We start from the raw sequence: 26,690 nt of genomic DNA, 5'->3' as shown, positions 1-26,690 counted from the left end.
GAGCGAGGAGCGATGATCGGCGGGGTCTTTCGGTCACTGCGGGTCCACAACTTTCGGCTGTTCGCTGGCGGGCAGGTGCTGTCCGTCACCGGCACGTGGATGATGTTCACGGCGCAGGACTGGCTGGTCCTGTCGCTGAGCCACGACTCGGGGTCGGCGCTGGCGCTGGTCACGGCGTTGCAGTTCACGCCGGTGATGCTGCTGACGCTCTACGGCGGCCGGCTCGCCGACCGGTACGACAAGCGCCATCTGCTCACCGGCGCGAACCTGGTCGCGGGCGTGCTGTCGACGGCGCTGGCGCTGCTGGTGTTCACCGGGGCGGTGCGGCTGTGGCAGGTGTGCCTGTTCGCGCTGGGGATCGGGCTGGTCAACGCGGTCGAGATGCCGACGCGGATGGCGTTCATCAGCGAACTCGTCGGCCCCGAGCTGCTGCCGAACGCCTCCGCCCTGTCCGCCGCCTACTTCAACACCGCCCGAGTGCTCGGTCCCGCCGCCGCCGGGCCGCTCATCGCCGCATTCGGTACCGGCCCGGCGATGACCATCAACGCTGGCAGCTATCTGGCCACGGTCGTCGGGCTGCGGCTCATGCGCCCGGGCGAGATCCGTCGGCACCGGCGGGCGGCGGGGGAGCCGGCGCCCAGGGTCGTCGACGGCCTGCGCTATGTGCGCGGCCGGGCGGACCTCGTCGTCGTGTTCGGCCTGGTGGCCACCGTCGGGCTGTTCGGGATGAACTTCCAGCTGACTGTTCCGCTGCTGGCCCGCACCGTGTTCCACGCGGGCGCCACGTCGTTCGGCCTGCTGACGACCGGCCTCGCCGCGGGCTCCCTGCTCGCCGCGTTCGTGACGACCGGCCGGCGCACCCGCCCGTCCGCCTGGCTGGTGATCGGCTGGGCGGGCGTGTTCGGGCTGGTCGAGGCGGCGGCCGGGTGTGCGCCGAGCTATCCGGTGGCGATCGCCCTGCTCGCGGTGACCGGCTTCGCCATGCTCTATTTCATGCAGGCGGCCAACCACCGCATCCAGCTCGGCAGCGACCCGGCGTTCCGGGGCCGGGTGATGGCGCTCTACGCGCTGATCCTGCAGGGGACGACGCCGCTCGGCGCCGCGCTCGTCGGCGGGCTCACCGACGCTGCCGACGCCCGCGCCGGTCTGTACGTCGGCGGCCTGCTCTCGGCGCTCGCCGCCCTCGCCGCCGCCGTCGCGCACCGTTCCTGGGCCTCGGCGCGCGAGGACCGCGCCGTCACCACCGCGGAGCCGGAGTCCGCGACATCGGCGACGGTGCCTGCGACATCGACTGGGCCGCAGGCGGAGGAGAGGGTTTCGGCGCACGGGTGAAAAACTCCACGCGCCACTCCGGGGCGGGCGGACGGTCGCCTAGGATCACCATATGGTGACCATTGCGAACCCGCTGGAGCTGGCGGGGTGCCGCCGTCATGCCCAGGTGGCACCGGTCACATTCGAGGGGGCGGGACGGGGTGGCACGTATGTCCAGTGAGGCCGATCTGTGGCTGCGGCGGTTCCAGCCCGGCCCGGCGGACGGGCCGCGGCTCCTCTGCTTTCCGCACGCCGGTGGTTCCGCGAGCTATTTCGTGCCGCTGGCCAGGGCGTTGTCCCCGGTCGCCGAGGTGCTGTCCGTGCAGTATCCGGGCCGCCAGGACCGCCGCGCCGAGCCGCCGTTCACCGCCATCGCGCCGCTGGCCGACGCCCTCGCCGAGGTGATCAGTGGGCTGAACGACCGCCCGCTGGCCTTCTTCGGCCACAGCATGGGCGCGATCGTCGCCTTCGAGGTGACCCGCCGCCTCGCCGCCTCGGCCACGGCCGGGCGCACCGTCCCCGAACCGTTCGTGCTGCTCGCCTCCGGCCGCCGCGCCCCCTCCGCCCTGCGCGACGAGTCCTACCACCGACTCGACCACGACGCGTTCGTCGCCGAGATGGGCACCCTCGGCGGCACCGACCCGCGCATCCTCGCCGAGCCCGAACTCGTCGAGATGATCGTCCCGCCCACCCGCGCCGACTACCAGGCCATCGAAACCTACGTCCCCACCGACGACGCGGTGATCAGCACCCCGATCATTCTCATGATCGGGGACGAGGACCCCCGCGTCACCACCCCCGAAGCCGAACTCTGGCGCAAGCACACCACCGGCACCTGCGACCTGCGCCTGTTCCCCGGCGGCCACTTCTACCTCCTCGACCAGGCCCCCGCCGTCATCACCACCATCTCCGACGCCCTGGCCGCCGCCGCGCATCCCGCCTGACCGGCACGTGGTGGGGCCGGTGCGGCCCGCGGCGTGAGATCGGCGCAGGTCGGAGCACTGCGATGATGCGCAGTGTAACGATCTTTGCTGCCTCTGAGAGGATCACCGCTCATGAGGTCGCATTCCAGTCCGAACCAGGCCGATCCGACCCCCACGCCTCCCGCCGTCGCTGCCGCGGCCCCCTCCACGTCCACCTCCCCGGTCCTTGTCCCTGCGCCTGCCTCTGCCCCTGCGCCGCCCCCGGTTCCCGCCCCCGCGCCGGCGCCGGCGAAGACGAAGGGGGAGGGCGAGGACGAAGTCCGATCCGGTCGAGGCGGAGCGCGGCGCACTGAGCCCGCCGAGCCCGCCGGACCCGGAATGGGGCGAGGCCGTCGCAGCCTGCCGGCAGATCGTCGACACGGATGTTCGCCCCCTGCGTGAGCGCTACCGTCGGCGCGCCAACCGGCACAAGTTCTTCTTCCGGGCCAGTGGCCTGTTCACCGTCCTGCTCGGCGGCAGTCTGCCGCTGCTCGCCGGCGCTGACTTCGATCACCGCGACGTGGCGCTCGCCGGCGTCGGCGTGACAGTGGCCGTGCTCACCGGTCTGCGTGAGTTCTACCGGTGGGACGAGATGTGGTCGCTGCTGCGCCGCACCGAGAACGCGCTGACCGACGAGCTGCTGCGCTGGGACCTGCGGATCAGCCGGTCCCGCCAGGCCAGCCCGCCGTCCGCCGCCGCCCGGTACTGCTACCAGGCCACCGAGGACCTGCTCGCCGCGACCCGCACCATCCGCGACGCCGAAGCCGACCGCTACTTCGGCGGCCTGCGCCACCCCCACGTCACCCTCGACCCCGCCGGCTCCCGACCATCGACCCCATGATCCGCGCGCACCGGGCGGACCCGGACCGGCGTGGCCACCGACGGCGGCCACACGCTCAGTCCGACGGTGCCGGTGTCTGCGGCACGCTGGGGGGCGAGGCTGAACGCGTCGCTGCGTCGTTGGTGGACGGGCCGGGCGGCGGTGTTGTGCTGGTCGCGGCGGTGGGCCGGGACGAAGGTCCGGTGGGCGATGGGCTGGGGGAGCCTGTGGTCGTCACCGTCGAGGGCTCGAACACACTCGGGTCGACCGCGTACCGCGATCAGGTCCAGAGCCTCGTATGCGGCCTACAGGGCACCCTCTCGTAGGCGCGCGGCCCGGGCGGGGAGATAGTGCTGGATCGGGACGAGAAAAAGCCAGATGCTGGGGCCGGGCGGCCACTGCTGGCCTTCTCGCACCAGGCGTTCCAGGGTGTCGGCGAGCCGCCGGGCTCCCACGACTGACGCCGCCCGTTGGTCTGTCTGGCGGAGACCACGGTGGACGATCGTCGTGCGGCTCACTATCACCAGTGCCACAAAACAAGGGTAAGCCGTCATCATTGCGTTCACCGGGTCGGGCCGGTCAGGAAAGGCGATGTCGGCCAGCAGGACAAGGAAGGCCCAGACCGTCAGCGTCAGGAGCGGCACCAACCGCATGGTCCAGGAACGGCGCCGGGCGATAGCGAGAGCGACCTGAATCTCCACGGCGTCGACGTCCAGCGGGCTGGAGGTGGCCAGATCCGCCCCGAGCAGGACCCACAACCGCCCGCGCCTGCGTAGTGTCACTCCGCTGCGCACCGGGCCCTGCCGGTTGCCGAGCATCCGCACGCCGGTCACTGTCACTCCAAGCCGGGCAGCGACGTCGGTCACCCGAACCTGTACCTCGACACCAACCCCGACACCGGCAGACCGCTGCTGACCTGGTTCTTCGACGAGGACGCGCTGTAACTGGCGGCGAACGCCGACGGCTGGTTCGCGCTCCTGACGAACCAGAGCGTCGAGGAGAAGGACGCCGCCGGGTCTTCGTCGAGGACAAGGGCCAGGAAGCCTCCGAACGGCGTAACAGCGCGTTCAAAGGCCCCTTGCGGTCAACCCGTTCTCCCTGGCGAACAACCAGCGGATCCACCGACTGCAGCACGTCGTCGGCCTGGCACTGCTGCTGTTCTCGCTGATCGAGCGCGAGGCCCGCCGCGCCGCCGGCCCGACCGGGACGGTCACCGGCCTCTACGCCCGCCTACATCCCCCGGCCCGCCCCGCTCCAGCAGCGCGTCCTCGACCTCCTCGGAGTCGACCCGACCAAACCTCCGTGATCAAGAAAACGGGCCGGTCAGAGACCTAAACCGAACGTGCGCAGTGCAGGGTCCCCGCGCTACCAGGAGAGCCCCGCCGCCGCTCAACCACGAACCGGCGGACCTGCGGGGCTCCTCCCGCCTACTTCTGGTATGCGGCGATGAAGGGCGTGTCGGCCTTCACCTTGCCGAGACGGGTGGCGCCGCCGGGCTCGCCGAGGGGCTCGTCGCGGCCGGGGAGGACCTCGCTGAAGAACGCGGCCTCGCTGTCGATGAAGTTCTGGTCCTTCACCCGGTCGTCGCTGAGCGCCGCGCCGACCGGGCAGGCGACCGCGCAGGCGCCGCACTCGGTGCACTCGTCCGGGTGGATGTACATCTTGCGGTCACCCTCGTAGATGCAGTCGGCCGGGCAACCCTCCAGGCAGGCGCCGTCCTTGACATCAATGCACGCTTCCGTGACGACGAATGGCATGAGAGTCCTCTTTCCGATGTCCGATCGACATTCTCTGCGCCGCGGCCGTGAAGCCGGACGGCGGCGGGTGCCGTCCGGCGAACCCGAGAGGAATCGTAACGGCGGCATCCGGCCATCGACGTCGCGCGGTGTGAAACCCGTGTAAACAAACAACGGCCGCCGTGGTCGGAATGGATGTCGCCTGACCTGGGATCAGGAAAGAGGTTGTGGAGCGAGTCCGGGAGAATGTTCTGGAAAAGGTCCGGGAAAACTGCGAGGAAAAATACTGGGAAAAGTTTTTCCGCGCCGTCCTCCCGGACGGGGTCCCGCGGGAGCCGCGTGGGCTACGCGGAGGCGAGCGTGGCGACGTCGATGACGAAGCGGAACCGCACGTCGCTGCGCAGCACCCGCTCGTACGCCTCGTCGACCTGGTCGGCGCCGATGACCTCGACGTCGGCGGCGAGGCCGTGCTCGGCGCAGAAGTCGAGCATCTCCTGGGTCTCGCGGATGCCGCCGATGCTGGAACCGGCGAGGCTGCGCCGGCCGCGGAACAGCGAGAAGACCCGGAACTCGCTCGGCTCGGCCGGCGCCCCGACGTTGACCATCGTGCCGTTCAGGCGTAGTAGGCCGAGGTAGGCGTCGATCGGCAGGTTCGCCGAGACGGTGTTGATGACGAGGTCGAACGTGCCCGAAAGCGTCTTGAACGTCGCCTTGTCGTTCGTCGCGTAGTAGTGGTCGGCGCCCAGGCGGCGACCCTCATCCTGCTTGCTCAGGGTCTGGCTGAGCACGGTGACCTCGGCGCCGAGCGCGTGCGCGATCTTGACGGCCATGTGGCCGAGCCCGCCGAGCCCGACGACGGCGACCTTCTTCCCGGGCCCCGCCGCCCAGTGCCTCAGCGGCGAGTACACGGTGATCCCCGCGCACAGCAGCGGCGCGGCGCCCTCGTATGACAGCGACGTCGGCACCCGCAGGACGTAGTTCTCGTCGACGACGATGGTCTGGCTGTACCCGCCGTAGGTGATCTCGCCGTCGTAGTCCCGGCCGTTGTAGGTCGGGACGTTGCCGCGCAGGCAGTACTGGTCCTCGCCGTCCTTGCACGGCTCGCACTCCCGGCACGAGTCGACGAAGCAGCCCACGCCGACCCGATCGCCGACGGCGTGGCGGGTCACCGCCGGCCCGACCGCCGCGACCTCGCCGACGATCTCGTGCCCCGGCACGATCGGGAAGGTGGTGCCACCCCAGTCGTCGCGGACCTGGTGGATGTCGCTGTGGCAGATGCCGGCGTAGCGGATGTCGATGAGCACGTCGTGGTCACGCAGCTCCCGACGTTCGATGGTCGACCGCTCGAACGTCGCCCCCGGGGACGTGACGACCAGTGCCGCGCTGGTAGTGGCCATGTATCTCCATCCGTATGTAAGAGCACACTTATTTCATCGTATGCTGTCCTGGTCCACGGGGTCGGCACCGGAGGCGGCGGATGACGGAGTTCCCGGGCGACCCTTCGGGCGCGCGGATCGGCGCGGCCGCCGGCCCGCGCGGCGGCCGCGGCGCCCAACACCGCGGCGGGCGCTCGACCTACCACCACGGAGACCTCGCCGCGGCGCTCGTCGAGGGCACCCTCGACCTGATCGCGCAGGGCGGCCTCGCCGCCTTCTCCGTCGCCGCGCTCGCCCGCCGGCTCGGGGTCAGCTCCGCCGCGCCCTACCGCCATTTCCCCGACCGCGAGAGCCTGCTCGCCGCCGCCGCCCTGCGCGCCGCCGGCCAGCTCACCGAGCGGATGGCCGCCGCCGCGGCCGGTGCGGACCCCGCCGACCCGGTCGAGCGGCTCGCCGCCACCGCCGGCGCCTACACTCGCTTCGTCATCGAGCGCCGCGCAGGCCTCGACCTGCTGTTCAACCCCGAACTGCCGGCCGAACGCCACCCGGAGCTCGCCGCCGCCACCCGGGCGCTGCTCGACCTGCTGCTCCCGCTGCTGCTCGCCGTGCCGACCGTCGCCACCTACCGGCAGGCCCTCGTCCTGTTCGAGCGCCACCTCGCCCAGGCCCACGGGCACGCCGTCTTCCATCTCGACGGCGTGTTCGCCCCGCACGACCACGACGCCGAGCGCTCGGTGGCCGCCGCGATCGCCACCACCCGCAGCCTCGTCGCCGGTCACGCCGCCACCCCGTGATCGCCCACGGACGGGCTCACCGGATCCGACGGCGCCCCGGGCCGGCGTGTGACTCTCGTCCACACCGCGTCGACGACCGTCCAGTGAGATAAAGGACAGCCAGGCGGGAGAGTTCCCACCACGACATTCGGCGTTTTTACCGGTGACCGCACGAAAGAGCGCCCACCGGCGGCCCGGCCGCTCGTACGCCGACCCGCATCCCAGGTGGCAGCGAAATGACCGGGTGGGCCAAAGGTACTACCGGTCCGGCCTGACCGGCCTTTTCGTGCCGGCGTGAGACGTCTCGCCTTCGCCGCGCCGGCGCCCGGAATGCCGGTGTCGGCATGGCCTGGGTGGGTGACGCCGAACGTGTTCGTGTCGAGTACGCGATAGGAACGACCCGGGCCTGCTCGCGTCGCCCAGAATTGCGCCGCGATCAGAGCCGGAATTCCGGTCGGCCGTAGGGAGGGAATGTGGATTCGCGCGACAACGGCGACGCCGCGGTCGCCGGCGACGCGATCGCCGCGACGCCGGCCGCACCGCGGCAGCCGGCGGGTGGGCTGAGCACCCGGCCCGATCCGCTGCGTCCCGGCGACCCGCGCGATCTCGGCGAGTACCGCCTGCTCGGGCGCCTCGGCGAGGGCGGTATGGGCACCGTCTACCTCGGCCGGGGCCGCGACACCGGCCTCGTCGCCGTCAAGGTCATCCGCGCCGACATCGCGCGGGTGCGCCGCTACCGGGAGCGGTTCCGCCGGGAGGCCGCCGCCGCGCGCCGGGTCGCCCGGTTCTGCACCGCGGAGGTCCTCGACGTCGTCGACCCGGCCGGCGACGACCCGCCCTACCTGGTCACCGAGTTCGTCGACGGACCCACCCTGGCCCACGCCGTGCGCGCGCACGGCCCGCTGGGCAGCGCCGACGTCGAACGGGTCGCGGTCAGCGTCACGGCCGCCCTGAGCGCCATCCACGGCGCCGGCCTCGTGCACCGCGACCTGACCCCGTCGAACGTGCTGCTGTCGCCCCTCGGCCCCCGGGTGATCGACTTCGGGCTCGCCCGGGTCCCCGACGACGGGCCGACCGGCCCGAGCCGGCGGATCGCCGGCACCCCGGCGTACATGGCCCCCGAGCAGGCCCGCGGCCAGCACGTCACCAGCGCCGCGGACATCTTCGCCTGGGGTGGTCTGGTCCTGTTCGCCGCCACCGGACGGCGGCCCTTCGGCGACGGCTCCACCGCCGAGCAGCTGCGCCGCCTGCTGCACACCGAGCCGACCATCGAGGGCCTGCCCGCCGGGCTCGCGGGCATCGTGCGCGAGGCGATGCGCCGTGATCCCGCGCGGCGGCCGACCGCGCAGGAGCTGCTGCGCCGCCTCACCCACCCCGGTGTCGCCCCCGAGACGATCGTCACCTGCCCGCTGGACGTCCTGCCCGCCGAGCCACCCAACCAGCCCAGGCCCGCGCCGGACGCGCCCGGCCCTCTCGCGCCGCGCCGCGCGGGCTGGGCGCTGCCCGCCGTCGCGCCGCCGTCGTCCGCCGTCGCGCCGCCATCACCCAACGTCGTGCCACCATCACCCGCCGTCGTGCCGTACGCGCCCGTCGATCCGCCGAGCCGGCAGGCCGATGGTGAGGACGGGCCCGGCGATCCCCAGGGCCGGCACCTCGACGGGGAGGACGCCGTCACCGCCCCGCCGGGGCGGGGGACATGGCCGGCGGGGGAGCGGGGCACGACGGCCGGGATCACGGGATCAGGCAGCCGGCCGGCCCGCCGCTGGGCGCAGGGGAGCCGCGGATGGCCGAGGCGGCCGCGCGGACCGTTCGCCGGCCCGCCCGGGCGCGGCCCGCTGACCTTCGCCGAGGCGGCCCGCGTCGCCGCGCCCGTCTCATCCACCGCGCAGCCCGCGACCGACGCCGCCTCGGCCTCCTCGCTGGCCGCGCCCGTCTCGTCCACCGGACCGCCGCCACCCGCCGGCCCGTCCTCGCCGGTGCGGGTCGCCGACGGCACGGCGGACCGCCAGGCCGCGAGCATGCTGGATCCGCTGACCGGGCCGCAGGAGGCGGTGGTCGCGGGGCCGGCGGCAGGTGTGCGGCGCTGGTGGGACGAACGGCACCGGACGGTGCTGGGCACGGCGGGTCTGGCGCTGGCCGGCGCCCTGCTGGGCCTCGCCCTGGCCGGCCAGGGGCCGTTCGACCGGTCCGGCGGCGGGCCTGCGGACCAGGTCGAGGCGCCGGCGACCGTCGGCCAGAGCCGGCCCGGGGTGACCTCGAGCCCCAGCCCCGGCGTCGGGCCCTCCGCCTCGCCGGACGGCCGCCGCGGCGGTGGCGACGCGTCGCCGACGAGTCCGGCGCGGGCCGGCGCGACGGCGTCCCCCGGGTCCGGTGGCGGCCCGGATCCGACGGCGAGCGGCGCCGCCACCCCGCCGGCGGGCCCCGCGGTCGGGACCGACGAGTCCGGCGGCACCCGCCCGCGCATACCGCCCGTGGTCGGGCAGAAGGCCGACGCGGCCGCGCGGATCCTGCGCGACAGAGGCTTCACCGTGAGCCGCCGTTGGCGCGCCGACCAGGCCAGCCGCGACACCGTCGTCGCCGTCGACCCGCGCGAGGGCACCACGCCCGCGGGCGGCGCCGCCACGCCGGTCACCCTCATCGTGTCGTCGGGGCCGCGCGAGGTCACCACGCCCCCCGTCGACCCGTCTACCGGACCCATCGACCGGCCCGGGCAGGGCGGCCACCAGCCAGGGATCGGCGTCGTCCCGCCGCCGGGGCCGACCAGCTCGACACCGCCGAGCCCGCCCCCGCCCAGCGGCCGGTCCGGGGACGGCGCCGGCCCCGCCCCGGGCGGCGCCGAGCCGGGGCGGGCCGCTGACTGAGGGCCTGGGGCGTCGCCCCGCGGCGCCGTCGGTTCGCGGGGCGCATGCCGATCTGTCCAGCCGACCGCGGGCGATCGACCGAACTTCGCGGGCCGCGGGCACGTGCATAGTGCGGAAAGTCCCGTGCCGCTATTCCCTTCGGAGCTCTTCGGCGCCCATCGGCTCCCGCTGGGCCGGTGGGCATCGCAGGGTGGCAGATCTGGAGTAAGCGCCCCATACCGGGACATGTTGCTACTATGTTGCAACCGCGGGGGAAAGGCCCATGCGGTGAACGCGCAAATGCCCCGACGGCGAGGAGAATCGGTTTGGACGAGCTCGACCGCGCCTTGCTACGCCTGCTGCAGCAGAATGGTCGGCGCACCAACCGGGATCTCGCGTTGGCGACGCACGTGGTCCCGTCCACCTCGTTGCAGCGGGTCCGCTCGCTGGTGGAACGAGGCATCATCAGCGGCTTTCGGGCCGAGGTGGACCTCGTCGCCATAGGCCGGCCGGTACAGGCGCTGATTTCGGTCCGGGTCCGCCCCCCGTCCCGGGCGGTGATCGAGGATTTCCGGACCTGGGCGAGCGGCCTGACCGAAACCGTCAGCCTGTTCTCCACGACCGGCGCCTTCGATTTCCTGCTGCATGTCGCCGTGCCCACCGTGGACGGCCTGTACGGTCTGGTCACCGATCGGCTCGCCGCGCGCCCCGAGGTAAGTGACGTGCGGACCAGTCTGGTGTTCGACCATCGTCGTTCCGCCGCGATCGAGCCGGCGCCGCCCAGCCCGGAGTAACCGGCGCGGGCCGGGCCGCCGGGCTTCCTGACTACGCTGCGAGCGTGACCCACCGGGAGCCCGGCGGTGCCGGGGCGCAGGCGCGACGGCGCCCGATGTCCGCCGCCTACCGCGAACTGTCCGAGCTCTACCGCACGGGCGGCGCGACCCCGGCCGACGGCGAGCTCACCGACCAGCATGTGGCCGCCTACCTGGCCGCCCGGCTGCCGGCGACGCACGCCGCCAGCCGCGCCGTGTTCGCCGAACTGGCGCTGCGCCGACCCGACTGGCGACCCGCGAGCCTGCTCGACCTCGGCGCGGGACCCGCGCCCGCCACCTGGGCGGCCCTGGAGTCGTTCCCCGACCTGGCCCGCGTCGACCTGGTCGAACGATCCACGCTCATGATCGCCGCCGGCCGGCGCCTCGCCGCCGAACGGCCGTGGGCCGCGCTGCGTGCCGCCCGCTGGCACCACGGCGGCGCCGAGACCCCGCCGGCGCTCGAGGCCGACCTCACCGTCGCCGCCTACCTGCTCGGCGAACTGCCCGCCGCGGCCCGGCCCGCGGCGCTGGCCGCCTGGTGGCGCGTCACCGCCGGCGACCTCGTCCTCGTCGACGCCGGCACCCCCGCCGGCTACCAGCGCCTGCTCGCGGCCCGCCGGGCGCTGCTCGACGCCGGCGCGACGATCACCGCCCCCTGCCCGTCCGACGGCGACTGCCCGCTGCCGGCGGGGGACTGGTGCCACTTCGCCCGCCGGGTCGAGCGCAGCGCGCTGCACCGCGGCCTCAAGGACGCCGAGCGCGGCCACGAGGACGAGAAGTTCGGCTACCTGGTGGCCTCCCGGCAGGCCCCCGCGCACGCCGCCGGCCGGCTGCTGCGCGCACCACAGCCGCGCTCCGGCCACGTCCGCCTGACGCTGTGCACCCCCGGCGGCCGGCGCGAGCGGGTCGTCGCCCGCAGCCAGGCCGACGCCTACCGCTGGGCGCGGCGCGCCCGGTGGGGCGACCCCGTCCCACACACCCTGACCGACCCCGCTTCGCACACCCCGGCGGATCCCGCCCCGCACAACCCGACCGATCCCGCCCCGCACAACCCGACCGATCCCGCGCTGCCACCCACCGCCCCGCACTGACCCCACCTTCACCCGGCCGCGCGGGCGCCCCCGCGGCGCGGCACCGCGCCCGGCGCGACCGGTGGCACGCCGCGACTGATCGCCCAGGTGGGGGCACCCGGCGCGAACCTGTGCAATCCCGCCCTCTAGCCTGAGGGCGCACAAATGCGGACTGCCGGTGTCCTGACCGAACACGAATGGTCATCAGGGCCCGGCGTACCGGTGTGCGCAACAGGCAGGGACGGCTCGGGGGCTGGAGCGGGGCGGGGGCAGATGCGCGCGGGCGCACCACCGTGGGCACGGACCGTGATGACCGCGCCGACGGCGCCGCAGGCCGCGGGAGCGCGGGAGCCCGCCGCCCGGCTGGCGCGGTCCTGGCGGGGACGCGGGGACCGGCCGCGCGGGCGGTGGTGGGCCGGGCCGGTGGGACTGGTCGCACTGCTCTGCCTCGGGTCGTTCACGGTGAGCCTGGTGCTGCAGGCGACGCTGTACCGGCACGGCTCCGGCGACGCCGACGAGGCCGCCTACGTCCTGCAGGCCCGGATGCTGCTGCACGGGCGGCTCACCCTCGACGCCGCCAGCATGGAACCGTTCTTCCGGCCGTGGCTGACGGGAGAGCACGGCGGGCGGCTGTTCACCAAGTACCTGCCGGGCTGGCCGGCGCTGCTCGCGGCGTCGCAGGCGGCGTTCGGCACGATGGCCGTCGCGCCGGCGCTGGTGGCCGCCGCCTGGGTCGCCGGCACCTACCAGCTGGCCCGCGAGCTGTTCGACGACGCGGCGACCGGGCTGCTGGCCGCCGCGGCCGTCGCGCTCAGCCCACTCGTCTGGCTGCACACCGCGCTGCCGCTGGCCTACGGCTGCGGCGCGGCCACGCTCACCCTGACCGCCGCGGCGCTGCTGCGCGGGGCGCGCACCGCGAGCCGCGGGTGGCTGTTGGCCGCCGGCGCCGGCGCGGGATTCGCGCTGCTGCTGCGGCCCTACGACGCGGTGCTGGTCCTCGCCCCGGTCGCGGCGTTCGCGCTGCTGCGGCTGTGGCGCGACGTGCGCCGGGGGCGCGTTGTCGGCGGCGATCGGACGGGCGGCGATCGGACGGACGCCGGTCCGACGGACGCCGGTCCGACGGGCGTCGTGGCGGTGGCGTCGCGCCGCGCCGGCTGGGTGCTGCTCGGCGCGGCACCGTTCCTGGCGCTGCTGCTCGCCTACTGCTGGTGGGTGACGGGCTCGCCGCTGCGTATGCCGCTGTCGGCGTCCGACCCGCTGGACCGGTTCGGCTTCGGTCCCCGGCGTATCCTGCCCAGCGAGCCGACCTTCCCCTTCGGCCGCCGTCTCGCCCTGAAGGCCGCGCGCCAGACCGTGGAAGCGGCCCCGAGCTGGCTGTTCGGCGGGTCGGTGCTGGCCGTGCTGGCCGCGGTCGGCGCGCTGGGGGCGCGACGGCGCGGTGCGCGGCTGCTGCTCGTGGCTATGGTGCTCGCGGTCGTCGGGGGCTACCTGTTCTGGTGGGGCTCGGCGTTCGCCATGCCGGGGCTGCGCACCGGGCTCGGCCCGCACTACCACCTGGCGGCGCTGAGCCCGGTGGTGATCCTCGCCGCCGCCGGCGCCCGCTCGGTGTGGTCCGCGGCCGGCCTGGCGATCGCCGGCACGGCGTGGGCGCGGGCGGCGCGGCCTGCCACCGCCGGGGCGCTGGTGGTGCTGATGGGGGCGCTCACCGTCGCGTCGCTGCCCGGCAAGGTGCGTGACCAGCGGGGCGTCAACGACCGGGTGGCGCTGGTCCACGCGCTGCTGCCGCGGGAGTACTCGGCGCCGTCGGTGGTCGTCGTCACCCCGGACACGCCCAGCCGTTACACCCAGGTGCCGTTCCAGACCCTTCGCAACGGCCCGGACCTGAGCGGGCGCGTGCTGTACGCCGCCGATCTCGGCCCGGCCACGGCCACCCTGCCCGACCGGATGCCCGGGCGCACGCTGTACCGGCTGCGCCCCGGCGAGATCGTCGACCCGGCGGCGTGGCTGAGCTACCACGGCTCGTTCACGCTCCTGCGGCCCGTCGACGCCGCCCGCGTGCGCGTCGAGCTCCAGGTGTCCCTGCCCGCCGGCGCGGCGCCCACGAGCGGCGTCGCGTCCACGACTGGCACGGCGTCGGCGCTGGCCGCCGACGTGGCGCCGGCGGCCGGTACGGGACCGGTGGGCGCTACTGGTGCGGGGAACGAGGCGGGGACCGGTGCGGCGGCCGCGGCGCCGGGGGCCGGTGGGGCGGGGGTGACGGCCTACGTCCGGGTCGGCGCACAGACGCGGACGTTCGCGCTGGCGGCGGAGGGCGGTCCGCCGGCGCGGGCCGCAGTGGTGCTGACGGCGGGTGCCGCGACCGGGGACGAGATCTCGCTGGCCGCCGCGCGGCTGCCGGGAGAGGTCGTCGTCGGGCTGAGCGTGCCCACCGCCGACGGGCCCGCTCGCTGGGAGGAACGGATCCCGATCGCCCGGCGCGCCGCCACCGGCGAGCTGACGCTGCTCACGCCCGGGCTCGGCTGGCGCTGGCTGCCGTCGCGGGCCCGCGAGGGCTGGCTGCCAGCACCGGTCCGGCCGACTCTCACGACCACCGTCACCCCGGCCGGCGCCGCCGCGCCCCGCGCCTGATCCCCTCACCGTCGAACAGCCGAGGCCCCTTGGCGCACGGCCACATGCATGACAGGATGCACGTGCATAAGCACTGGCGAGTGGAGGTGAGGGTGTTGGTCCCCAGGAGACGTGCCCCGAACGGGCCGGTGCGCCGGCCCCCCTTATCGGCCGACCTGACCGTGGTGGTGCTCACGCACGCCACCACCATCGTCGCCCGCGCGACACTGCTCTCCGTCACCATGATCACGATCTGTGTGGGTGTCGGTGGCGTGCCGGCCGTCGTCGCCGCGCTGGTGCCCGCGGTGATGGCACCGCTCACGCTCGCGCTACCTGCGGCGATCCGCGATGTCCAGCGCCGCGGGGACGGGGCGGGCGGCGGCGGGCGGCGCGGCGCGGTCCGCTGCGGACGCTGTGGGGATCCCCCGAGCCCGCGACCCTCGGACGGGTCCCGGCCGATTCCCGGCTGAGCCCGCGGGCCGGCTGTCCTGCCCGTACGCCGCCTACGGTTGATCGTCGTGCGGGTCCCCTGTGCGGCGTTGGCCGCGATCGTCGTCTCCGCCGGGTTGCTGACCGGCTGCACCGCTCCCGCCGGCGGCGCGCTCGGCCTCGGCGGCACCACCGTCAGTCCCACGGCGGGCAGCGCCACCCCTGCCAGCGCCACCCCTGCCAGCTCCGCCTTGGGCGTGGCCACCACCGCCAGGTCCTCGGCGGGTGTCGCCACCACCGTCAGCGCCCCCGCGGGCGGTACCACCGCGGGCAGCGGGAGCGGCGCCCCGGGCAGCGGTGATGCGTCCGACGGCGGTGGCGTGCTGCCGGTGGCGGCGGCCAGTCCGTCCGGTGCGGCGTGCGGGGGACGGGTGCGCAGTGTCGCCGACGTCGAGCGCCTCATCGCCGAGCCGGTGGGCTGCCCGGGGTCGGTGAACACGTTCTGGCGCGGGGAACTCGGCGCGGCCTGGACACCGCCGCGGATCATCCCATATCACAACGGTCAGGTTCCGGACGACGCCTGCGGCCGGCAGGTCGGCGATCCCACCGCGTTCGCCGACAACGCGCTGTACTGCACCCTCGACGACACCGTCGCCTACAGCATCGAGTTCCTCGACGAGCTGGCCGGCATCGGCGGCCCGTCCTACCCGCTGTTCGTGCTCATGCACGAGCTGGCCCACCGCGGCGACCGCCTGCACGGCACCCTGGGCGCGGTCAGCCGTGCCGAGGAGAACCAGGCCGACTGCTTCGCCGGGCGGCAGGCCGCCGCCGCGGACCGCGCCGGGCGCATCGACGTCTCCGACGCGCTGGGCGGCTCGATGCTGTTCTTCAGCCTCGGCGACACCCGCGGCGGCTGGTTCGACCAGGAACCCTCCACCGCGCCCGACGCCCACGGCACCCCGGTGCAGCGCGCCCAGGCGTTCGCGCTGGGCTACCTGCGCGACAGCGCCACCTGCCAGCGCATCGGCCGCTCACCCACCGGCCAGGTGTCCGCCTGAGCCAGGTCGCCCGCACCCCCACCCGTCGTCACTTTCCGTTACAGATCGTGCGGCGGGCGGGGGGAGCCCGTGTCTACCGTGAGTCATGACCACCTTCAGGGCTACGTCTGATCGGGTCGAGGCGCCGGGCGGGGTCGGACGCACCGCCGTCGGCATGGCGTGGATCCGGGCGCGGGAGAGCGCACGCCCCGACCGGCTCTTCGACGATCCCTACGCCCAGGCGTTCGTCGACGCGGCCGGGGGCGGGTCCGAGCGGATGCTGGGGCTGGGCCCGGCGGGGACCGCCCCCACCGGGTTCACCGATCTGGTGTCCTCGCACGGAGTGCTGCGCACCCGCTTCTTCGACGACTACGTCACCGGCGCGGCCGCGGGCGGGCACCGTCAGATCGTCCTGCTCGCCGCGGGCCTCGACTCCCGCGCCCAGCGGCTGGACTGGCCGGCCGGCACCCGCCTGTTCGAGGTGGACCTGCCGGCGATGCTGGCCTTCAAACAGGCGGTGCTCGACCGCCGCCGGGCCCGGGCGCGCTGCGAGCGCGTCGCCGTCCCCGCCGACCTCGCCGGCGACTGGACGACGGCCCTGGCAGGCGCGGGCTTCGCCCCCGACCGGGCGACCGCCTGGCTCGCCGAGGGCCTGCTGCCCTACCTGGACGACGCGCAGGCCGACCGGCTGCTCACCACGGTCACCGGCTGGTCCGCGCCGGGCAGCCGGCTCGGCTTCGAGTACCGCACCGGCGACGACGCGTGGCTGCTCGACGAGCTGCGCCACCATCCCGAGCTGGCGGAGTTCGCCGCGCTGATCCACGGCGGCCTCGCGGAGCCGGCGCAGAGCTGGCTGCCCCGCCACGGCTGGCGCATCACCCGGGACCGGCTGCGCACCGACCTCGCCGCCGAGGCCGGCCGGCCCTCGGCGCTCCCCATGGCCGACGGCTTCCTCGTCGCCGGCCGGGAGGGCGCCGCCCGCGAGGAGGGCGCCCGCGCCTGAACCGCCCGCGCCCGCGCCGAGCGTGGGCTGCCGGGACGGCCGCGGCCGCCGCCCGGACGCCTCGGGGGAGGGCATCCGGGACGGCGGCCGCGGGTCGATCGGCGCGTCCGGTCCGGTCAGGGGCTCTGGAAACCGGCCCTGGTCAGGACGGCCTGCCCGGCGGGACCGGTGACGTAGGCGACCCACGCGGTGGCGCCGACGGTGTTCCTGCCGCCCTTGAGCGTGGCGATCGGGTAGTCGTTGATGGCCTTCGCCGACTCGGGGAACTCCACGCCCTCGACCTTGTCGCCGGCCGCCAGGGCGTCCGTGCGGTACACCAGCGCGGCGTCGACCTCACCGAGGGTCACCTTCGCCAGGGCGGACTTGACGTCCTGCTCCAGCGTGACGGGCGTGAGGTTCACCCCCGCCGCGGCCAGCGCCTTCTTCGCCGCCGCCCCACAGGGCACCGCGTCCGCGCACAGCGCGACCTTCACCCCGGGCCTGACCAGGTCGGGCAGGTCCCTGATGCCCTTCGGGTCGCCCCCCGGCACCGCGATGACGAGCTGGTTGCGGACGAAGACCTTCGGCGCCGAGGAGTTCTGCCCGGCGTCGGTGACCGTCTTCATCGTCGCGGGGCTCGCCGCGGCGAACACGTCCGCCGGCGCCCCGGAGGTGATCTGCTGGGCGAGCGCCGAGCTGCCCGCGAAGGAGAACTTCACCGTCGAGCCGGGGTTCGCCGTCTCGAACTGCTTGCCGAGCGTCGTGAACGTCCCGGTCAGTGACGCCGCGGCGAACACGGTGACCGTGCCGGTCACGCCGCGCCCGGCGCTGGCGCTCGCCGCGCTCGGCGTGGCACTGGCGGCGGCGTCGCTCCCGCTGCTGCCGTCGCTGCCACAGCCGGCGACCAGCAGTCCGGCGCTGGCCACGACCGCCAGCGCGGTCCTCATCCTGCGAAATCTCACGTGTGCCCGTTCCTCCGCCCATGACCGGCCGCCGGCGCCGTCCCGGGCGCGGCCGACCGCATCGTCCGACAATGCGCGTACGTTCGTTACTGACTGTGTTGGGCGTTCGGACCGTGCGAGGTGACACGACGGCGGGTGGACCCGACGTCCTCACACGGTGGACGGCGACGCCGTCGTCGCCCCCGATCACCGGCCCGGCCCTCGATGCTCCGGCGGCCGGCGCCCCCACCCGCATCCACGGGCGGCCGTATCGCAAGGCGCCGCAGATGCGGGACTGTCTGCATGATAGTTCCGCGCCCGCGTTTCGGTCATGTCAGATGTATGTGACGCCGCCGTGACCGGGAGGACGTCACGTGGCCACGCCAGGTGGACGCGGCGCGCCGTGCCGCGACGGCGACCGGCGTCGATCGCGCTAGGTGTTCGCGCGGTTGTGCGCCGTGTGAGAGTGCCGCTGGGTGGCGGAGGGGTGACGCCCCTGCGGTGGCGGCGCCGGTCGGTCCGGCGTCAGGAAGGGGTGTGCGCGGCGACGAACGTGCGCACGCCGGCGTCCACCGCGCGGCGGACCTCGGCCGGCGCCGCGTCGCGGGTGTCGTTCTCGGTGAGGTCCGGCATCTCGGCCGTGACCAGCGCGAGAAACTGGCGGGCGGCGAGCGTCGGGTCCGGCACCCGCAGCCGCCCGGCGTTGCCGAGCATCGCCAGCCGCCCGGCGAGCGCCTCCAGGATCGGGTCGCTGGCCGTCGCCCGCACCAGGCGGTAGATCTCCGGGTCGCGGGTGGACTCCGCGGCGATGTGCCGGCGGAGGAATCGTGCGCAGCTGTCCTGCTGGCAGGTCACCAGCCGCAGGCCAAGTGCGTGCAGGCTGTCCCGCCAGCCCTCGGCGGTCAGGTCGAGGCGCCCGATCGCCGCCAGCGCGTCGCCGTTCTGCTCGACCGCGGAGTCGGCCAGCGACTCGCGGAACAGCCCGTCCTTGCCGCCGAAGTAGGTGTAGATCGTCGGCTTGGACACCCCGGCCGCGGCGGCGATCGCCTCGACGCTGGCCCGCTCGTACCCCAGCGTGCCGAAGATCGGCGCCGCCGCGTCGAGGATCGCCCGCCGCTTGTCGACCTGCCGCTGCCGGACCGCCACCGACCCACCTCCCGCCGCCTCCCGATCACTATACCGGCCCCCTGTTAAATCTTTACTACACGGTTTAGTATCCGTCCATGGACGTAAAGACGATGGTGGACGGAGACGGGCCCACAGGCCGCTGCGACGCGACGGCGACCGTCGCCGCCGGCGACACCGCGCGTGGGGCCGGGCCCGAGGCGCGGACGGAACCTGGGCCGGGCACGCACTCCGCCCCCGAGACGCACTCCGCCCCCGACGCGCACTCCGCCCCCGACGCGCGCTCCGGTCCGGGGGTACGGCCCGGTCCCGGGGTGCGGACCGGGCCGGCACTGGTCGCGCTCGCCGCCGCGGCGCTGGTCGCGGTGCTCGACGGCACCGTGGTCGCGGTCGCCCTCGGCGCCCTGTCCGGGGAGCTGCACGCGCCGCTGACGACCGTCGTCTGGGTGATGATCGCCTACCTGCTGGCCGCCGCCGCGACGCTGCCGCTGCTCGGTTGGGCGACGGCCCGCTTCGGTGGGCGGGCGGTGTTCCTCACCGGGCTCGGCCTGTTCCTCGCCGGATCCCTGCTGTGCGCGCTGTCGGGCTCGGCGGCGCAGCTGATCGGCGCCCGGGTGGTCCAGGGCGCGGGCGGCGGGCTGCTCGAACCGTCCGCGATGGCACTCGCCGCCAGGCTCGGCGGGGCGCGGACGATGGGACGGGTGCTCGGCGTCATGTCCACCGTGGTCAACGTGGCGCCGGCCGCGGGCCCGCTCGTCGGCACGCTGCTGCTGCGCACCGGCCACTGGCAGTGGCTCTTCCTCGTCAACCTGCCGCTGGGCGTGCTCGTCCTGGCCGGCGCCCTCGCGTTCGTCCCCGCCGCCCGCCCGGACCCGGCGGCGCCGCGGCCCCGCGCCGACGTGCGCGGCCTGGGCCTGCTCGTCGCCGGGTACGTCGGCGTGCTGTTCGCCGTCAACCGCGCGGGGGAGCGCGGTGACGGCGGCTGGCCGGTCGTCGTCGGCGCCGCCGGGGCCGGCCTGCTGCTGCTCGCCGGCTACGGGTGGCACGCGCTGCGTCGCGGGCCGACCCCGGCCGGCCCGCCGGCGCTCGACCTGCGGCTGCTGCGCCGCCGTGGCGTGGGGGTGAGCATCGCGGTGATGAGCCTCGTCGGCCTCGTCATGTACTCGCTGACGACCGCGCTGCCGGTGTTCGTCGCCTCGCATCACGACCGTCATGGCCTCGCGCAGGGCCTGCTGGTCAGCGCGATGGGGCTCGGACTACTGGTGTCGATGTCCACCGGCGGGCGGCTCAGCGACCGCGTCGGCGCCCGGCCGCTGGTGCGCGGGGGAGCCGTCGGCACCGCCGCGGCGCTGGCCGTGTTCGCCGCGACGGCCGACCGGCTGCCTCTCGGCGCCGGCTTCGCGCTGTTCGTCGCCGTCGGGCTGGCCTTCGGCCTGACCGCGTCGCCCACCGTCGCCGGCCTGTTCCGCACGCTGGCCCCCGCCGAGCAGGCACAGGGGACGACGGCGCTGTTCATGGCCATCCAGTTCGCCGGCTCCCTCGGCGTCGCCCTGCTGGCCCTGGTCCGCCAGCGGGCCGGCGCCGACTGGCCGGCGCTCGAGTTCGGCCTGCTCGCCGCCGCCGCGGCCCTGCTCGGCCTGCTCGCCACCCGGCTGCCCGGCCGTCCCTAGCCAGCGCCGCGCGTCGTGATCGTCACGGCCTGTCGTCGCGTGGCGGGTCGTGGCAGCGTGCTGTCGAGGCCACATCGCCGTCACATCCGGTGGACCCTACGATCGCAGCCATGCGGGTGCTGGTCGTCGAGGACGAGGAGCGCACCGCCGCGCTGCTGCGCCGCGGCCTCGTCGAGGAGGGCTACGCCGTCGACGTCGCCCGCAACGGCGTCGACGCGGTGTGGTCGGCCACCGAGGTCGACTACGACGCGATCGTGCTCGACCTGATGCTGCCCGGTGTCGACGGGTTCGAGGTCTGCCGGCGGCTGCGGGCCCGCGGCCGCTGGGCGCCGGTGCTCATGCTGACCGCCCGCGTCGACGTCACCGACCGCATCCGTGGGCTGGACGCCGGCGCCGACGACTACCTGCCCAAGCCGTTCAGCTTCGGCGAGCTCACCGCCCGGCTGCGCGCCCTGGTCCGCCGCGGTGGGGTGCGGCGGCCCGTCGTGCTGCGCGCCGGGCCGGTCGAACTGGACCCCGCCGCGCACCGGGTGCGCCGCGCCGGCGAGCCGGTGGAGCTGTCCGCGAAGGAGTTCGCCCTGCTCCACCTGCTGCTGCGCCACCCTGACGAGGTGCTGACCCGCACCTTCGTCACCGACCACGTCTGGGACGACGCGTTCGACGCCACCTCCAACATCGTCGACCAGTACGTCCGCTACCTGCGTCGCAAGATCGACACGCCGGGGGAGGAGTCGCTCATCGAGACCGTCCGCGGCGTGGGCTACCGCCTGCGCGTGCCGGACGGACCGGGCCTGCCGGGCGCATCGGGCCTGGCGGGATCACCGGGCACTTCGGGGGCGCCGGGCGTGACGACCGGCGGCGGGGGCTAGCTCGACGTGGCGCGTGGACACCGGCCGGCATCGCGGGCGTGGGCGGTGCCGCTGGCGGTGTCGCGGGCATGGCCGGTGTCGCGGATGCGGGCGGCGGTGCGCAGGCGGGTGCGGCCGACGGTGCGGGTGCGGCTGACCCTGTTGTTCACCGTCGGGACGGTGCTGGTGCTGGTGCTGGCCGGCTCGCTGTTCTACCTGCTCCTGCGGGCGAACCTGCGCGACTCCGTCGACTCCGAGCTGCGCACCCGCGCCGACGTCCTCACCGCCCGCCTCGACGACCGCTTCGCCACCGGTGGCGCCGGCACCAACGGCGCCGGCACCGGCGGCTCAGGTAGCGCCGGCACCGACGGCGGTGGCGGCGGTGAGCAGGTGCCGGGCGGCGGGCCCGGGGATGGCGCGGCGCAGGCGGGCGGGCTGCTCGCGGGGGGCGGGTCGATCGCCCAGGTGCTCGCCGCCGACGGCCGGGTGCTGGCGTCGAGCGCGGATGCCGGGCCGGCCACGCTGCTCACACCGGGGGAGCTCGCCGCCGCCCGTGCCCGGCCGCGATGGTTCACCACCGGCGCGCCGCTCGAGCGCACCCACGCCACCCGGCTGTACGCGGTGCCCGTCCATCCGGGCGCCCCCGCCCGGCCGGGGCCGACGTTCGTCGCCGTCGTCGGCTCGCCCACCCGCCTCGCCGACCGCGCCGAGGACCGGATCCGCAACGTGATGATCGTCGCGAGTGTGCCGCTGATCGCGCTGTCAGGTCTCGCCGCCTGGCTGCTGTCGGGCGCGGCGCTGCGCCCGGTGGACCGGATGCGCCGGGAGACCGCCGCGATGGCCGACGCCGAGGACGCCCCAGGCCCCGCGGCGCCGACCACGGCCCCCGCCCTCGCCGTGCCGGCCACCCACGACGAGATCGCGGCGCTGGCCCGCACCATGAACGATCTGCTGCGCCGCCTGCACGCGGCCCGCGCCCGCGACCGCGCGTTCGTCGCCGACGCCGGTCACGAGCTGCGCACGCCGCTGACGGTGCTCAAGGCCGAGCTGGAGCTCGCCGCCCGCCCCGGCCGCTCCGCCGCCGAGCTGCGCACGGCCGTCGCGAGCGCCTCCGAGGAGACCGAGCGGCTGATCCGCCTCGCCGAGTCCCTGCTCACCCTGGCCCGCATGGACGGCGGCCCGCTGGTGCGTGTGCCGGTGGCCCTGGACGAGATCCTCGACCGTGCGGCCCGGGCGCGTATCCCCCTCGCCGCCGCCCGCGAGGTACGCGTCCGCGTTGACGTCGCCGACCGGCCGCTGACCCTGCGCGCCGACCCCGACCTGCTGCGCCAGGCGGTCGACAACCTCCTGGCCAACGCCGTGCGCCACGCCCCGCCCGGCAGCACCGTCGACCTGGGCGGCCAGCGCGCGCCCGACGGCCGCGACAGCGTGGTCGTGCGGGTCCGCGACCGTGGGCGGGGGTTCCCACCGGCGTTCCTGCCGCACGCGTTCGAACGGTTCCGCCGCGCCGACGCCGCCCGCGGCCGCGACGACGGCGGTACCGGGCTCGGCCTCGCGATCGTCGCCGCGATCGTCACCGCCCACGGCGGCACCGCCCGGGCCGCGAACCATCCGGACGGTGGCGCGCTGCTCACCGTCGTCCTGCCCACCGGCGATCCCACGCCCTGACCCGGCGGGCGGACGCGTCGCGGCAGCGCGGGCGTCGGTCGACGGCACGGGCCCGATGCGTACGGGGGCCAACGGGCCTGGGGTCGGCGGGCGAGGCCGGCCGCGCTCAGCGGGGGTCGCGGCGAAGGGGATGATCGGCGGGGATCTCGACGAGCACGATCGGGGTGCCGTCCGGATCGGCGATCCACATCTCGTCGAGGCCCCACGGCTCCCGCCGCGGCGCCCGCCGGATCTCCACCCCGGCCGCGACGAGGCGCCGGTGCTCGGCGTCGAGGTCACGCACCTGCAGCCACAGGGCCGGCGTGTCGGGCGCCGCCGCGGGCCGCCCGTCCGCGCGCCCGGAGACCTCCAGCAGTCCCGAACCGAGGAAGAACACCAGCCCGGGATGCTCGGGCGGCCCGAACTCGCGGTAGACCGCGAGCCCGAGGGTCTCCCGGTAGAAGGCACGGCTGCGCGCCGGGTCCGCCGGTCTGATCAGGATGCGGCTGCTGAGAACCTCCATCCGGTCAGTCTCTCCCCGCGCCCGCCCGCGTGCCCCCGCACGCGGCCCGCGGCGGCGGCGCTCAGCCGGCCGAGGACACCGGCGCGGCGGGCTCGGTCGCCCAGTAGCGCGACCAGGACTCGAAGGCCTCGGGCAGCTGGCGGGCGCGCAGCGGGTCGCTGCCGTCGTTCACCCCGGCGCCGTGGCTGGGGCGGGTGAGCGCGTCGACGAGGTACCAGCGGTGGAACGTGCGCCGGGCGAAGCACCACTCCCCGTCGACGCGGACGTAGCGGTCCCAGTACTGCAGGTCGCCGATCTCCCAGCGACCCGACTCGGGGCGCTCCAGCTGGTCGCGACAGTAGACGATGCCCCGGGCGTGGTCGGCGTCGTCGAAGTCGATGATGTGGTTGGCGACGAGATGCACCGAGGTGCGGGGCGCGCGCAGGTTCGCGTCGAACCAGCGCTGGATCGCCGCCCGGCCCGTCTGCCCGTCACCCATCGTGACGTCCGGGTCGAACAGGTCGGCGAGCGCGGCGATGTCGCGGGAGTCGATCGCGAGCGCGTACCGGGCGGGCAGCTGGCGGATCGCCGCGAGCGACTCCATCCGGTCGAGGCGCTCCTCGAACGTCGCCGGCTCCCAGGGGCCAAGCCTGCTGCTCATCGCATGCCTCCCAATCCGCCGGGCCGGCCGGTGCCGCACGCCGGTTCCGTGCCTGACGCCCGGCACCGGCGTGACGTTACCCCAGGTACCGTGGCGCGCGTCACGAGTCGGGCGCCGGCGGGCGGATCACCCCGATCCACAGCGTCTCGCGCGCACGGGTCATCCCGACGTAGCGTCGGCGCCGTTCCACCTCGGCCAGCTCACCCGCCACGGCCGCCACGACACTCCCGGCGACCCCAGCCGGGGCAGCGCCAGGCGTCGTCGCGCCGTCCGCCGCCGTGCCGACGTGCGCCGTGCCGACGTGCGCCGTCACGCCGTCCGCCGCGTCGCGGTCCGCGCTGTCGTCGTGCGCCCTGTCGTCATGCGCGGCACCGTCGGCGTGGGGCAGGAAGACGTGGCCGAACTCCAGGCCCCGCGCCGCCAGGTAGGTGCCGATCCTCACCGCGTCGCCGGGGGCGCCGTCGTCGCGGTGCAGGGGCAGGGTCGGGATGCCGGCGCGGCGCAGCAGGGCGGCGTACCGGTCGGCCTGCGCCGCGCTCGCGCACAGCACCGCCGCGTCCTGGCGGCGCGGGGGGACGAAACCGCCGCCCGGCGGCGCGCCGTACGGCGCGCCGCCCGGCGCGGGGGCGGCGCGGGGCGGTCCGGTGGCGGCGAGTCCGGGCACGAGGTCGCCGACCGCGGCCAGCAGCGCCTGGTCGTGGCTCGTCGCGTCGGGAACGACGACCCGGTGCGGGCGCGGCCCGTCGCGGGGCGTGACGACGGGGCCGTGATGGTCGGCGCCGACCAGGACGCCGGCGTCGTCGTGCGGGTCACCGTCGACGAGAGCGCGCGCGGCGGCGGCGATCGGGCGGGAGCCGCGGTGGTTGACGCGCAGCACCTCGGTGCGCCCGCGCAGGCGCACGCCGGCGTCCTGCGGCGGGAACGCGCCGGGAAAGACCGACTGCTGGCCGTCGCCGACGAGCAGCAGCCCGTCCGGGCGATCGCCGACAAGGGCGTGCAGCAGGCGCAACCCGACCAGGGAGAGGTCCTGCGCCTCGTCGACGATCACCGCCGTGTAGTCGGTGCCCGGCGGAAGGCGGCGCACCTCGTCGAGCGCTGCGGCGATCAGGTCGGGCCGGTCGGCGATGCCGCCGGCCGCGAGCAGGCGTTCGTAGTCCTCGTACAGCCGCCAGACGGCCTCGCGCTGGCGGGTGCGCAGCACGGCGCGCCGCCCGTGCCGGTGCAGCCGGGTGTACTGCTCGTAGGAGGTGACACCGCGGCCCTTGATGACGTGCTCGATCTCGTCCGACCAGTAGCGCGGATCGTCACACAGCGCGGCGAGCACGGAGGCGCGCCCGGTGCGCGCCCAGGCGGTGCGCAGCGCGGCGCGCGCCCGGCGCGGGTCGAGCGCCACCGCCCGGTCGCGCCCGCGCAGGAACCCGGTCGCCCAGCCGGGCAGGCTGGTCGTCTCGACCCGGGCGGCGACGTGTGGCCCGGCGAGGCGGCGCAGGCCCGCGTCCAGCACCCTCGGGAGGGTCCCCGCGCAGGTCACGAGCAGCACCGGGCCGCCGTCCCGGCGTGCCAGGTGCGCCGCGCGGTGCAGCGCGACGACCGTCTTGCCGGTGCCGGCCGCCCCCGCGATCCGTGCCGGCCCGGTGAAGCGGCGCCGGGCCAGGGCCACCTGCGCCGGGTGCAGGAACGTCATCCAGTGCTCCAGCGGCGCGTCGAGCGCCGCGGCCCGCAACGCCTCGGCGACCTCCCACACCGCGAACAGCTCCCGCCCGTCGCCACCCGGCGACGGGCCGCCGCCAGGCAGCCCCCGTCCGGCCGGGAACGGCTCCCCTGGGCGGGCCCCGCCGCACCGTCGCCCGCCCGCCGGCGGGAACGCGGCGGCGAGGCAGGCGGCGACCGCGTCGACGCGGTCGGCGGGCAGCCGGGCGGGCAGGCGCAGCAGCGCCGGCAGCAGGTCCGCGGTGCCCAGGACATGGACGCGGCCGAGCACCGTGTCCAGCCGGTGGCCGTCGACGACGAGGACCGGGCTCACCGCGAGCGGGGACAGGCCGATCGCCGCGACGCCCTGCTCGGCGAGGTCGGCGGCCGCGCGCAGAGCCGCCAGGTCGCGGTGGCCGGGGGCACCGGGGCCGTCCATCTCGCCGCCGACACCGTGCCCGCCGCCGGCGAACGGCCGCCCGCCCCGCGGCGCCGGACGCGGCACCCACCGCTGGACGCCGATCACGAACACTCCCGGCGGGCCGACGAGCAGCAGCTCGACGCCCAACCCCCGGTCGCCCCGGGTGCGGCGGTCGGCGAGCAGCCGCCAGGGGCGGCCCGGGCCGGTCAGCGCGCCGAGCGCGGCGGTGACGCGGTGCCCCGCGGGCCCGGAGCAGGGCGCGGCGCCCAGCCCGCCCGCCGCCCGTTCCCACAGTGCCACGGCCTCCAGGTGGGCGAGCTCCACCCGCTCGGCGGCGGGCCCGCCCGAGCCCTCGTGCACGATCGCCACGAGCGCAAACTATACAAACAGTGGTCATAGAGCGACTCTTTGCGCTGAAATTGCGGAATCAG

General features: G+C 75.5%; 22 protein-coding genes. 14 read left to right on the top strand and 8 right to left on the bottom strand.

Annotated features, from left to right (window positions below; genetic code table 11):
• Positions 1-12: 12 nt before the first annotated feature.
• From AC6EXY_RS18790 to AC6EXY_RS18780, 3 genes are all read left to right on the top strand, one after another.
• Positions 13-1,332 (top strand): MFS transporter, encoded by a 1,320-nt coding sequence (locus tag AC6EXY_RS18790; protein ID WP_207770593.1) that lies wholly within the window; start codon positions 13-15, stop codon positions 1,330-1,332.
• 149 nt (positions 1,333-1,481) lie between these two features.
• Positions 1,482-2,255, top strand: coding sequence for a thioesterase II family protein (locus tag AC6EXY_RS18785; RefSeq protein WP_101836201.1), 774 nt, complete (start codon positions 1,482-1,484; stop codon positions 2,253-2,255).
• 205 nt (positions 2,256-2,460) lie between these two features.
• Positions 2,461-3,114 (top strand): DUF4231 domain-containing protein, encoded by a 654-nt coding sequence (locus AC6EXY_RS18780; RefSeq protein WP_499817374.1) that lies wholly within the window; start codon positions 2,461-2,463, stop codon positions 3,112-3,114.
• Between the two features lie 284 nt (positions 3,115-3,398).
• On the opposite strand, the gene AC6EXY_RS18775 is transcribed toward AC6EXY_RS18780, so the two are convergent.
• The 3 genes from AC6EXY_RS18775 to AC6EXY_RS18765 form a co-directional block, all read right to left on the bottom strand.
• Positions 3,399-3,926 (bottom strand): hypothetical protein, encoded by a 528-nt coding sequence (locus AC6EXY_RS18775; RefSeq protein WP_499842378.1) that lies wholly within the window; start codon positions 3,924-3,926, stop codon positions 3,399-3,401.
• 594 nt (positions 3,927-4,520) lie between these two features.
• Positions 4,521-4,850, bottom strand: a complete 330-nt coding sequence (locus AC6EXY_RS18770; protein WP_101836193.1) for a DUF362 domain-containing protein — start codon at positions 4,848-4,850, stop codon at positions 4,521-4,523.
• A gap of 323 nt (positions 4,851-5,173) precedes the next feature.
• On the bottom strand, positions 5,174-6,226 hold the full coding sequence (locus AC6EXY_RS18765; RefSeq protein WP_101836191.1) for an NAD(P)-dependent alcohol dehydrogenase: 1,053 nt from the start codon (positions 6,224-6,226) through the stop codon (positions 5,174-5,176).
• A gap of 80 nt (positions 6,227-6,306) precedes the next feature.
• On the opposite strand from AC6EXY_RS18765, the gene AC6EXY_RS18760 reads away from it, so the two are divergent.
• From AC6EXY_RS18760 to AC6EXY_RS18725, 8 genes are all read left to right on the top strand, one after another.
• On the top strand, positions 6,307-6,999 hold the full coding sequence (locus AC6EXY_RS18760) for a TetR/AcrR family transcriptional regulator (protein ID WP_499817375.1): 693 nt from the start codon (positions 6,307-6,309) through the stop codon (positions 6,997-6,999).
• 452 nt (positions 7,000-7,451) lie between these two features.
• Positions 7,452-9,839, top strand: coding sequence for a serine/threonine-protein kinase (locus AC6EXY_RS18755; protein ID WP_499842377.1), 2,388 nt, complete (start codon positions 7,452-7,454; stop codon positions 9,837-9,839).
• Positions 9,840-10,144: 305 nt separating this feature from the next.
• The gene (locus tag AC6EXY_RS18750) at positions 10,145-10,612 is read left to right on the top strand and encodes an Lrp/AsnC family transcriptional regulator (protein ID WP_101832937.1); all 468 of its coding nucleotides are present in this window, start codon (positions 10,145-10,147) and stop codon (positions 10,610-10,612) included.
• A 44-nt stretch (positions 10,613-10,656) separates the two neighbouring features.
• The gene (locus AC6EXY_RS18745; RefSeq protein WP_499817377.1) at positions 10,657-11,721 is read left to right on the top strand and encodes a small ribosomal subunit Rsm22 family protein; all 1,065 of its coding nucleotides are present in this window, start codon (positions 10,657-10,659) and stop codon (positions 11,719-11,721) included.
• A 288-nt stretch (positions 11,722-12,009) separates the two neighbouring features.
• Positions 12,010-14,328 carry a DUF7846 domain-containing protein gene (locus AC6EXY_RS18740; protein WP_499817378.1) on the top strand — a complete coding sequence of 773 codons (2,319 nt, stop codon included), beginning with the start codon at positions 12,010-12,012 and terminating at the stop codon, positions 14,326-14,328.
• Between the two features lie 92 nt (positions 14,329-14,420).
• Positions 14,421-14,777, top strand: coding sequence for a hypothetical protein (locus AC6EXY_RS18735; RefSeq protein WP_499817379.1), 357 nt, complete (start codon positions 14,421-14,423; stop codon positions 14,775-14,777).
• A 48-nt stretch (positions 14,778-14,825) separates the two neighbouring features.
• Entirely contained in the window at positions 14,826-15,794 is a 969-nt protein-coding gene (locus AC6EXY_RS18730) for a neutral zinc metallopeptidase (RefSeq protein WP_499817380.1), read from the top strand.
• Positions 15,795-15,879: 85 nt separating this feature from the next.
• Positions 15,880-16,776 (top strand): SAM-dependent methyltransferase, encoded by an 897-nt coding sequence (locus tag AC6EXY_RS18725; RefSeq protein WP_101832275.1) that lies wholly within the window; start codon positions 15,880-15,882, stop codon positions 16,774-16,776.
• Between the two features lie 116 nt (positions 16,777-16,892).
• Here AC6EXY_RS18725 and modA read toward each other — a convergent pair whose 3' ends face one another.
• The gene (gene modA / locus AC6EXY_RS18720) at positions 16,893-17,702 is read right to left on the bottom strand and encodes a molybdate ABC transporter substrate-binding protein (protein WP_101832276.1); all 810 of its coding nucleotides are present in this window, start codon (positions 17,700-17,702) and stop codon (positions 16,893-16,895) included.
• 519 nt (positions 17,703-18,221) lie between these two features.
• Positions 18,222-18,842, bottom strand: coding sequence for a TetR/AcrR family transcriptional regulator (locus AC6EXY_RS18715; protein ID WP_101832277.1), 621 nt, complete (start codon positions 18,840-18,842; stop codon positions 18,222-18,224).
• 77 nt (positions 18,843-18,919) lie between these two features.
• Here AC6EXY_RS18715 and AC6EXY_RS18710 point away from each other — a divergent pair, with 77 nt between their 5' ends.
• The 3 genes from AC6EXY_RS18710 to AC6EXY_RS18700 all read left to right on the top strand — a co-directional run bounded on the left by AC6EXY_RS18710 (position 18,920) and on the right by AC6EXY_RS18700 (position 23,007).
• Entirely contained in the window at positions 18,920-20,491 is a 1,572-nt protein-coding gene (locus AC6EXY_RS18710; RefSeq protein WP_243407605.1) for an MFS transporter, read from the top strand.
• A 110-nt stretch (positions 20,492-20,601) separates the two neighbouring features.
• Complete coding sequence (locus AC6EXY_RS18705; protein WP_101832279.1) at positions 20,602-21,360, top strand: response regulator transcription factor; 759 nt, start codon at positions 20,602-20,604, stop codon at positions 21,358-21,360.
• A 57-nt stretch (positions 21,361-21,417) separates the two neighbouring features.
• Complete coding sequence (locus tag AC6EXY_RS18700) at positions 21,418-23,007, top strand: sensor histidine kinase (RefSeq protein ID WP_499817381.1); 1,590 nt, start codon at positions 21,418-21,420, stop codon at positions 23,005-23,007.
• A gap of 106 nt (positions 23,008-23,113) precedes the next feature.
• Here the strand turns inward: AC6EXY_RS18700 and AC6EXY_RS18695 are convergent, their stop codons facing one another.
• From AC6EXY_RS18695 to AC6EXY_RS18685, 3 genes are all read right to left on the bottom strand, one after another.
• A complete protein-coding gene (locus AC6EXY_RS18695; RefSeq protein WP_101831772.1) occupies positions 23,114-23,509 on the bottom strand; it encodes a VOC family protein in 396 nt (131 codons plus the stop codon).
• 61 nt (positions 23,510-23,570) lie between these two features.
• The gene (locus AC6EXY_RS18690; RefSeq protein ID WP_499817382.1) at positions 23,571-24,149 is read right to left on the bottom strand and encodes a nuclear transport factor 2 family protein; all 579 of its coding nucleotides are present in this window, start codon (positions 24,147-24,149) and stop codon (positions 23,571-23,573) included.
• Between the two features lie 100 nt (positions 24,150-24,249).
• Positions 24,250-26,628 carry a UvrD-helicase domain-containing protein gene (locus AC6EXY_RS18685; RefSeq protein ID WP_499842376.1) on the bottom strand — a complete coding sequence of 793 codons (2,379 nt, stop codon included), beginning with the start codon at positions 26,626-26,628 and terminating at the stop codon, positions 24,250-24,252.
• Positions 26,629-26,690: the final 62 nt, after the last annotated feature.

The sequence above is a fragment of the Frankia sp. RB5 genome (assembly GCF_059816245.1).
This window is presented reverse-complemented; position numbering and strand designations above follow the sequence as displayed.